6 protein-coding genes and 1 CRISPR repeat array are annotated in these 10,322 nt (G+C 46.7%); of the genes, 4 read left to right on the forward strand and 2 right to left on the reverse strand.

Annotated elements, in window-relative coordinates:
- The first annotated feature begins 246 nt into the window (after window positions 1-246).
- A CRISPR array of direct repeats spans window positions 247-965; the repeat unit is 35 nt; unit sequence GTTTCCATTCAATTAGTTTCCCCAGCGAGTGGGGA.
- 256 nt (window positions 966-1,221) lie between these two features.
- The 3 genes from trpB (at window position 1,222) to AAFP11_RS28300 (ending at window position 3,941) form a co-directional block, all read left to right on the forward strand.
- Window positions 1,222-2,460 carry a tryptophan synthase subunit beta gene (trpB, locus tag AAFP11_RS28290; protein ID WP_341740017.1) on the forward strand — a complete coding sequence of 413 codons (1,239 nt, stop codon included), beginning with the start codon at window positions 1,222-1,224 and terminating at the stop codon, window positions 2,458-2,460.
- A gap of 267 nt (window positions 2,461-2,727) precedes the next feature.
- The gene (locus AAFP11_RS28295; RefSeq protein ID WP_341740018.1) at window positions 2,728-3,138 is read left to right on the forward strand and encodes a CAP domain-containing protein; all 411 of its coding nucleotides are present in this window, start codon (window positions 2,728-2,730) and stop codon (window positions 3,136-3,138) included.
- 170 nt (window positions 3,139-3,308) lie between these two features.
- A complete protein-coding gene (locus AAFP11_RS28300; RefSeq protein WP_341740019.1) occupies window positions 3,309-3,941 on the forward strand; it encodes a ribonuclease D in 633 nt (210 codons plus the stop codon).
- 135 nt (window positions 3,942-4,076) lie between these two features.
- Here AAFP11_RS28300 and AAFP11_RS28305 read toward each other — a convergent pair whose 3' ends face one another.
- Complete coding sequence (locus AAFP11_RS28305; protein ID WP_341740020.1) at window positions 4,077-5,171, reverse strand: hypothetical protein; 1,095 nt, start codon at window positions 5,169-5,171, stop codon at window positions 4,077-4,079.
- Between the two features lie 559 nt (window positions 5,172-5,730).
- Entirely contained in the window at window positions 5,731-6,864 is a 1,134-nt protein-coding gene (locus AAFP11_RS28310; RefSeq protein WP_341740021.1) for a HetZ-related protein 2, read from the reverse strand.
- 738 nt (window positions 6,865-7,602) lie between these two features.
- Here AAFP11_RS28310 and glyS point away from each other — a divergent pair.
- Entirely contained in the window at window positions 7,603-10,014 is a 2,412-nt protein-coding gene (gene glyS / locus AAFP11_RS28315; RefSeq protein WP_341740022.1) for a glycine--tRNA ligase subunit beta, read from the forward strand.
- The last annotated feature ends 308 nt before the right edge of the window (window positions 10,015-10,322 follow it).

The raw sequence follows: 10,322 nt of genomic DNA on the forward strand, positions 1-10,322 counted from the left end.
ATGCAGGTGATTGGCGCTTTGATGAGGAAGTTGGTGCATTTGGCTTTTGGGATTTTAAAGTCCCAAAAGCCTTTCGATCCTAATTATTTGACTGCTACCCCTTGACAGATCAAGACAGTATCTACAGGTCATGTAGGGGCGGGTTTTACAAATAGTCTACGTCGGAAACCAAAAATATAATAAACCCGCCCCCGCCCAAGGACAAAATTGCGTTGGATTAGCAAGAACAGAATTTATAATTGTTAAGTTTCCATTCAATTAGTTTCCCCAGCGAGTGGGGACTGCTCGAAATGCAATGCGTATATCGTTCTCGGGAACGAACGAACGTTTCCATTCAATTAGTTTCCCCAGCGAGTGGGGCGCCTGCTACAAAGCCTGCGCCAGTGCCGTTTCCATTCAATTAGTTTCCCCAGCGAGTGGGGAGTCCCCAATATCAAGAAGTTAAAAACTGGGACAAAGCTGTATTTGCGGTTTCCATTCAATTAGTTTCCCCAGCGAGTGGGGACTACACGTTCATTTCATTCATTTGAGGAAACGATCATGGTTTCCATTCAATTAGTTTCCCCAGCGAGTGGGGACTTAATATCGGTGCTGGTGGATTAGTTACTTTTAGTGCTGCTCTTGTAGGTTTCCATTCAATTAGTTTCCCCAGCGAGTGGGGACTTAGCTGAAATTGCCCAAGAGAAGCGAGATAACGCTGTTAGGTTTCCATTCAATTAGTTTCCCCAGCGAGTGGGGAGTGTTTATGAATCACCCGAAGAACCTTCAGTACATTGAGTTTCCATTCAATTAGTTTCCCCAGCGAGTGGGGAGTATTCCGCAAGTCGGACCAACGTCCGAGCATCCTACAGAACGAGTTTCCATTCAATTAGTTTCCCCAGCGAGTGGGGAGTCAATGGAAGCTGGTCTACTCTCCTTTGTGCACTACATGTTTCCATTCAATTAGTTTCCCCAGCGAGTGGGGAGAGCTTCATTATACACCCCATACAGCGCAACGTGTCCAGAGGCCGTTTGCGAGGACTCCCAAAAATCTCTCTAAAAACAAGCTGTCACCCACAATAAAAATCGCTGAAACCCTTACAGAGCAATATATCGAAGGCTCGAACGAACTTCCGCCATCCCAGCGATTTTTTGCAGCCCTCGCAAAATTACCCGATCGCCCACCGCCCCGCCCCATCCAGTCGATATAATAAAACTTGTCCCATTATCCCCACAAAGTCCGTGACAGTCACACCCCTGCGTCTCACCACCGAAACCACCGCCCAACGCCCCGACTCCCTCGGCAGATTTGGCAAATTCGGCGGCAAATATGTCCCCGAAACCCTCATGCCGGCTTTATTTGAGCTCGAAGCCGCTTTCCACAAATACCGCAGCGAGCCCGAATTTCAACAGCAACTCCAACAATTACTCAAGGATTATGTAGGCCGCCCCAGTCCCTTATATTTCGCCGAACGCCTCACCGAACACTACGCTAAACCAGACGGAACTGGCCCGCAAATTTACCTCAAACGGGAAGATTTAAACCACACTGGTGCGCACAAAATTAACAACGCTTTGGCTCAAGCATTGCTCGCAAAACGGATGGGCAAAAAACGAGTAATTGCCGAAACAGGAGCCGGTCAACATGGTGTTGCTACTGCTACAGTTTGCGCTCGTTTCGGTATCCAATGTGTTGTCTACATGGGCGTTCATGACATGGAAAGACAGGCTTTAAATGTATTCAGAATGCGCTTAATGGGAGCGGAAGTTCGGGGTGTTTCAGCGGGTACTGGAACCCTGAAAGATGCTACTTCCGAAGCGATTCGCGATTGGGTAACAAATGTCGAAACAACTCATTATATTCTTGGTTCCGTGGCGGGGCCGCATCCTTACCCGATGATGGTGCGCGATTTCCATGCAATTATCGGTGAAGAAACCCGTGCTCAGTGTCAGGAAAAGTGGGCTGGTTTGCCGGATATTTTATTAGCTTGTGTGGGCGGCGGTTCTAATGCTATGGGTCTTTTCCACGAGTTTGTTGGGGAAGAAACTGTGAGGTTAATTGGTGTTGAAGCGGCGGGCGAAGGTGTGGAAACTGATAAACACGCGGCTACTTTGACTAAGGGAACTGTGGGTGTTCTGCACGGGGCGATGAGTTATTTGTTGCAGGATAATGAGGGCCAAGTCATCGAGCCGCATTCGATTAGTGCGGGTTTGGATTATCCTGGTGTGGGGCCGGAACATAGTTATTTGAAGGATGTTGGTAGGGCTGAATATTATAGTGTCACTGATGCACAAGCTTTGGATGCTTTTCAACGGCTGTCGCAGTTGGAGGGGATTATTCCGGCTTTGGAAACTGCTCATGCGATCGCCTATTTGGAGACTCTTTGTCCGCAGTTAACAGGCAGTCCGCGGATTGTGCTTAACTGTTCTGGACGCGGTGACAAGGATGTGCAGACTGTGGCGAAGGTTCTGAATATCTAGTTTAACGGAATTTTGGGCGATCGCTCTGTAGGAATTAGTAAGATTATGTCCGGTTAAGATTACCCGGCGGTTGAAACCGCGTCTACACAAACGAAGTCCGCGCAACGCGAGACTGAAAGAGTGATTAACCGGACATAATCTAACAATTTAGTTTATTTATTGTTGTAAGTAATGTACAAATCTTTGGTTTTAATGTCTCTAGTATTCCTAGCAATCCTGCCTAATTGTTCCCAAGTTATTCCTACAGAATCGCCACCACAAAATTCCATGAATACTAATCTTGCTTCTAGCTCAATTGCTGATTTAGAAACAGCGGTAAACCAACAGATTAATCAATATCGAGCATCTAAGAAGTTGCCCCCACTTAGTATCGATCCGCGAATTACTCAGCAAGCTAGGATTCATAGCGAAAATATGGCGAGTGGGAAGGTTAAGTTTAGCCACGACGGGTTTGAGGGGCGGGCTAAGGCGATCGCGATTCCCTATCAAAGTGTAGCTGAAAATGTGGCTTACAACATGGGCTTCAGCGACCCGGTACGTAATGCTGTTGATGGTTGGATTAAGAGTGATGGCCACCGTAAGAATATGGAGGGTCAGTTTAATTTGACTGGGATTGGGATTGCGAAAAATGCGAAAGGGGAGTATTATTTTACTCAGCTTTTTGTCCGCAGTCGATAAGAACCCCCCCCTACCCCCCCCAAGGGGGGAAAAGAAGGAAGAAGGAAGAAGGAAGAAGGAAGAAAGTTTTAATTTAACTGCAAATGCCCAATGACCAATGCCCAATGCCCCATGCCCCATTCCCAATGCCCCATGCCCCATGCCCCATTCCCAATTACCAATTCTCAATAATGGAATTTCCTAATTTTCAAGTGTGCGATCGCGATCTGCCCGATTCTCTGTTATCTTACTATTTGACCGCAGGGGCGATCGCTGTTGATACCGAAACCATGGGTTTGATGCCCTGGCGCGATCGCCTGTGTTTGGTGCAGTTGTGCAACCCGGAAGGTAAAGTTGTCGCGATCAAAATTGCTAAAGGCCAAAAAGAAGCGCCGAATTTAAAGAAATTAATGGAAGCTGAGAATATTGAAAAAGTATTTCACTTTGCTCGCTTCGATATGGCAACAATGCGTTACAATTTAGGGATTGACATTGCCCCGGTTTTCTGCAATAAAATAGCTAGTAAACTTGCGAGAACTTATACCAACAGACACGGACTGAAAGAAGTAATTCTTGAACTGGAAAAGGTAGAATTAAATAAAACTTCTCAAAGTTCCGATTGGGGAAATTTTGACAATCTTTCAGAGGAACAACTGCGATATGCTGGGAACGATGTCCTCTATTTGTTGAGTGCTAAACAGAAGTTGATGGCGATGTTGCAGCGAGAGGAACGTTGGGAAGTTGCACAGCAATGTTTTCAGTGTTTGCCCGTTTTTGTAAGTTTGGATTTATTGCAATACAAAGATGTTTTCGAGCACGGGTGATATCACCATAACATTGTAGGGACACGGCACTGCCGTCTCCTGATTTTTTACTAAAATTGATCTGCTATATAGCCTTTCTCAATCTTAGTGAGGTATGCCCAATGCCCAATGCCCTATGCCCTAGGCCCCATATTATTACTCAATATAGTGTTGATTCATCAAAGCTTCTATTTGATCGTCAACATTTCTAATTACTTTTTCCAAGGCTGGTAAACCATCTAAGGGCAAGGGACCAAGTCGAGTTCGATCGCGAATTTGATTTACTTTTCGCTGCAATTCCTGAGCTAATTTTAGTGCATCCCGACTCAAATTAGACAACTGTTGCTGCTCATAAAACCTCAAAGCAGCCCCCCGCAACACTTGCAGCGTTGCTTCTTCGCCACCGTTGGCAGGCATCACCCGCAAGCGCAATAACAAATGAGTTTCTTGATAAATTCGCTCAACTTCCACCTGTTCTATGTGTTCCACCCTACTCACAGGCATATCTGTCATCCGCTTCAACTCGTCGATGACTTCTTGAAACAATAGGGGATTGATGTCTTCAAGCATTGATTTCAAAATGCCGTCTTGACTCCACAGAATCCGGCCTTGCAACGGCTGTCGCTCAAAAAACAGGCGGCCGATACCTTCTCGTAATATTTTGCCAAGCAATTCATGCAGCAATTGTCGCGCGGGTAATTTTGCCAAAAGTTCCATGGGACTTGACAAGTGCAAGGGTTCTATCTCCAAAACTTGCAACCGAATTTCTGGGTAGGAAACCTCAGAATCTGGTTTAATTACTTTTGGCGCAGGTTTTAAGCCCAACCTGGTAGGAGGTTCGGGTTCTGGCCCTGACTGCACTGTTTCTACTTTTGGGGGGGAATTTAACGTTGTCTTGTTCTCCAGAGTGGGATTCGTCTGGATAGAAGCTGCTGTGGTGGCTGTGGGCACTGCTTCTCTTGGTTGGTTAGCGTGCAGCAAGTATGCTGAGAGGATTGAGTGCTGAGTTTCTGATGAAAGTTGCTCCGTGGTAACAGAGCAATTCATGTAAGCTAAAATTCGCTGTACATAGTCTAAAGCCGAGTCATCTTGTAGATCGACTACGCCCAGTTTTAAAATATTACCTTCTAGAGATAGAGGCAAAACTTGATAGTAGAGACAGGCTTCAAAGGGGACAACCGTATCGATTAATGGAAATATTCGATCGGTGTTGATGACCGTCGCTGAGTTTGTTGGAGATGTGTATACCATTAGTCAATAAGTAATAGTCGGGGACAAGCGCGATCGCGCTTTTTGCGACACACCAACCTCATCCATCAAATTAAACGCTGTAACTTCCCTGACAGGGCAGAAGTCTGAAAGCTGAATGTTCTTTTGAATAAAAATCGTGAGTCCAAGTCCCCCCTAGGATCGATCGTCCTTAATAGGGTTTTGTGACTAATTCACAAGTTTTAAATATGCACCACAACTGAATAATTTATAGACAACCGCTTCAATTGACTTCAAATCATTATTTGTCAGGGCCCACATTTGGCAGCATCGCGCGGAGGCGTTGCTTGCTAAATACGTGAGTGTAATAGTTAATTTAGGATTAGGTAGAAAATCCTGAGAAGTCGATCGTGCTGCTAGTATCTTATCCTACCAAGCAAGAGTCGCAGTTAATTGCTGACAATTAAGGCCTGCGATCGCGATCGGGTCACTTTCAATTTAGCAATTCACAGAAAAGACACCGGATCGGGAACTGATTTGTATCGAGCATAGAACCAAAATGTTACAAATAATTAACTATTAGCAATGGTCTGCAACAGATTCAGGAGCGATCGTTGCGGAGAGATTGAGCAGCTAAATAGAGTTTAGTCCACTCGCCGATGACCTGATTGGTTTTCAATTTAAGTTCAGAGGCGATCGTCTCTACACTTTTACCTGCTTTGAGCGATTCTATCAAGTGCCGTTGAGCATCCGTCAGGTTTTGCCAATATTGCTCCCACTGACTAGGAGTCAAACCCAAACTATGTTCTTGCAGAGAAGTTTCCAGCCAACTAGCGACTAATTCGGGGGATTGTTTGACTGCGAACACCCGAATCGCGTGGTAGCTGACTTTTTCTCGCAAGCGGTAAATTTGCTTGATCGGAACATTCAAAGCTTCGGCGATAGCTTCCTGGGAACGCCCTTGCAGGTACAGCCGCAGCCACTGAGAGGCCAGCGGATCGACTTGGGCGGCCAAATAAGCCTCAAACTCTGCTTGGACAATCTGTCGCTGAGCTTGCCGTTCCTCCCAAGCTTCAGTTTCAACATAGTCAGACATCGCCTGTTCGTCCAGTAGGCTGACTGGTTCATCTGTATCATCCGGTAGTACCTGTTCCGACACCAGCCGCACCCAGTCTCCTGCTGGGACTTGGGTTAAGCCGCCCCGCTGGGAACGCCGCAGGTAGTTGACAAAACGATACACCAGCAAGGGCTGGTTGCGGATCGGGCGCAAACAATATTCTTCTACAGTTGCTAGCAACAAAGAATTTCGCAAGCGTCTATCTGAGGTACATTCAGCAATCCAGGCGATTTGCTGCTGAAGATATCGATCGGAATTGAGCATTTCCTGGATCACTTCTTGCAGCACATCCACCACACTGCGCTGTCTGTCGCGACTCAAAGACACCCACGCTTGGATTTTTTGTCGCAACACCACCAAACCGCCCAGTCGCCCGATCAAGTTGCGGTAAGCTTGTTCCGGCGGCAATCCCAGATACCGAGAAATCAAAATTCGATACAAAAAGTCGATCGCCCCAGTGGCGATCGCCAATTGAGTAGGATGGAGAGTGTCAAATCTATCTGGCTGGTGTCCCAACAGCCAGCGAACCACACTCTGGTGAGTGCTCGAATTTTCGTCCTGGCAATCTTTTTCCAGTCGAGACTTCCAATCTTGTGCTAGTTTTTCGGCCAAAGTCATCAGAAAATTGGGTAGAAACCCCGTCCCTTCGGCTAGGCTCAGTGCATCGCCTTCAGTGGACGGCTTTATATTTTCCCCTTACGGGGTAGAGGGGTATGGTTGCCCCTCCGGTGGAGATATGGTTGTCTCCATAGGTGTCAACTTAAGCCTGAAAGCCTTGAGAAATCTGGTTTTTACCTGAGTCTAGATCCCCCTAAATCCCCACCCCCCCCCTAGCCCCCCCCAAGGGGGGAAGGGGGACTTTGATCGGACTCCTGTCCCCCCCTTCTTAAGGGGGGTTAGGGGGGATCTGGCCTTAATCGTCAAACAGTAGTCTGTGACAGGGTTTGGCCTTAAGTTGACACCAATGGGTTGTCTCCAATCCCTTTCGGGTAAAGTTAGCTTCGCCAAGGTTTAATGAGCTTGCGCACGGCTAGCAGCACTGCCTCAGTGACATTAAGACTGTTTAACCACTAGCGACAGAGCTCTTGACTAGCTTCGCATCCCAGGGTGTCGTGACTCAAAAAACGTAGTACCCAAGGTACTTAGGCTGGTCAGAACGGCTTTCTAGATTTCTCTTTCAAGCCTCATGCCTTTAGGCTGAGGTTCCTGACGTGCTGCTGAGATATGATCTTTCTCCCCGATTTTACGTGGTATGCTGAATTTTTGAGTCTTTTGGAGATATACGATCCTGTAGGAGGGCAACGCCCACGCGCGATCCGATAAATTACCTTAAACTAAATTCCATTACGGTGCGATATGGCTGCATTTTTATTAGAACTCGGTACAGAAGAATTACCCGCCTCCTTCGTCTGCGATAGTACCCAACAATGGCAGCGATTGATACCTGCAACCCTGGCGGAACAATTCTTGACAAACGACTCTGTTCATGTATACGCAACTCCGAGACGTTTGGCCGTTCTCGTAACAGGACTGCCACTTCAACAATTAGACAGAGAAGAAGAGGTAAAAGGCCCCCCCGCTAGTTCCGCTTTTAAAGATGGGAAACCGACGAAAGCAGCCGAAGGTTTTGCCAAAAAGCAGGGTGTGGAAATAGAGGCTTTGGAAGTTCGCGCCACAGATAAGGGCGATTTTGTATTTGTCCTTAAAAAAATTCCGGGGCGGACGACAGCGGATATTTTGGCGGAACTTGTGCCCCTGTGGATTAACAAATTGGAAGGTAAAAGATTCATGCGGTGGGCCGACGGAGATTTAAAGTTTCCGCGCCCGATTCGATCGCTAGTAGCGCTACTTGATGATACTGTACTGCCAATTACATTAGTCAGCGGTTCGGATACAGTCAAGAGCGATCGAATTTCCCAAGGACACCGAGTTTTGTACACCCCCCCTACACCCCCCCTTACTAAGGGGGGGACATCGACGATTCCTACACCCCCCCTTACTAAGGGGGGGACATCGACGATTCCTACACCCGCCCTTACTCAGGAGGAGACATCGACGATTCCTACACCCGCCCTTACTCAGGAGGAGACATCGACGATTCCTACACCCGCCCTTACTCAGGAGGAGACATCGATTCCTACACCCGCCCTTACTCAGGAGGAGACATCGATTCCTACACCCCCCCTTACTAAGGGGGGGACGGGGGGGGTTTCCATTCCCCAAGCAGAGGATTATGTCGAGTGTCTGCGTGCAGCTTACGTTGAAGTCGATCGCCAACAGCGCAAAAATCAAATTCAAGCCCAAGTAAAAGCAGCAGCCACAAAACAAGGCGGTTACGCAGACATCAGCGATGATTTGCTAGAAGAAGTAACCGACTTAGTAGAATGGCCAACCGCCGTAGTCGGCAAATTTGACGACGAATTTTTGATATTGCCGCCAGAAGTAATCACCACAATTATTGTTACCAACCAACGGTATTTTCCGATTCTCAAAAATCCTCAATACCCCGAACTTCTGCCCTACTTCATTACAATTTCCAACGGCGATCCAGCCAAATCAGCCATCATTGCCGCCGGCAACGAGCGAGTAGTGCGCGCCAGATTAGCAGACGGTCAATTTTTCTACAAAGCAGACTTGGCAAAGCCTTTAGAAGATTATTTGCCCAAATTGGAAACAGTCACTTTCCAAGAAGATTTGGGGACTGTACGTGCAAAGGTCGATCGCCTGTGCAAAATAGCCAGTCTCATTGTGAATCAACTGCAACTAACAGCAGAAGAAAACTTAAACATAGCAAGAGCAGCCTTACTTTGCAAAGCCGACCTCGTAACCCAAATGGTTTACGAACTGCCAGAAATGCAAGGAATCATGGGGCAGAAATACGCCCTAGCCAGCGGCGAATCGGAAGCAGTAGCCACAGCGATTTTTGAACATTATTTGCCCAAAGGTGCAGGCGACAATTTGCCCCAAACTCTCACAGGTCAAATAGTCGGAATCTCAGACAAATTAGATACATTAGTCAGCATCTTCGGCTTGGGAATGTTGCCGACAGGTTCCTCCGATCCCTTCGCCTTGCGCCGCGCCGCCAATGCGATAATTAACATTATTTGGGCGGCTCAGTTGTCAGTAAATTTACACAAATTACTCGCTCAAGTAGTAGCCGAATTTACCGCAGCGCGCCCGGAAACCAGCCCAGAATTACTGTCACAATTATCAGAGTTTTTCCTGCAAAGAATTCGGACTTTGCTGGAAGAAGAAAAGAATGTCGATTACGATTTGGTGAATGCTGTTTTAGGAGAAAACGACCCCGAATATACCGAACGAGCATTAAAAGATTTGTTGGACACTTTAGAAAGAGCACTTTTCTTGCAACAAATCAGAAATGACAACACATTAGATAAAATCTACGAGACAGTCAACCGTTCAACTCGTTTGGCGGCTCAAGGAGAGTTGGATAAAATCCAATTGGAACCGAAAAATGCGGTGAAACCAGAGTTATTTCAAAAATCGTCCGAACAAGCTTTCTATGATGCTTTAGTCCAGTTAGTGCCACAAACCCAACTATCCAAGCAAACTCGGAATTACCAACAATTAGTAGATAGTTTAACTGAAATTGCTCCGACGGTTAGCAAATTTTTTGATGGGCCAGAAAGCGTTTTAGTGATGGATTCTGACCCGGAAATTAAGCGCAATCGGTTGAATTTATTGGGGTTGTTGCGGAATCATGCGCGGGTGTTGGCTGACTTTGGGGCGATCGTCAATCGATCTTAGAAAGCCGATTTGAGAAAGTCGCCAAACCTTTTGATGTAATATCAAAACCATTGGCATAGGAAACATCAATCTCCCTCATCTCCCCCTCTGCGCCCTCTGCGCCCTCTGCGGTAAAAAAATCCCAAAAAACCGTAACCCATACAAAAAGACAAAACCAGCAAAATAGGAAAAATTAAATTATCTCATCTCCCCCTCTGCGCCCTCTGCGCCCTCTGCGGTAAAAAAATCCCAAAAAACCGTAACCCATACAAAAAGACAAAACCAGCAAAATAGGAAAAATTAAATTATCTCATCTCCCCCTCTGCGCC

It is taken from the genome of Microcoleus sp. CAWBG640 (genome assembly GCF_020883015.1).
Lineage (GTDB): Bacteria > Cyanobacteriota > Cyanobacteriia > Cyanobacteriales > Microcoleaceae > Microcoleus > Microcoleus anatoxicus.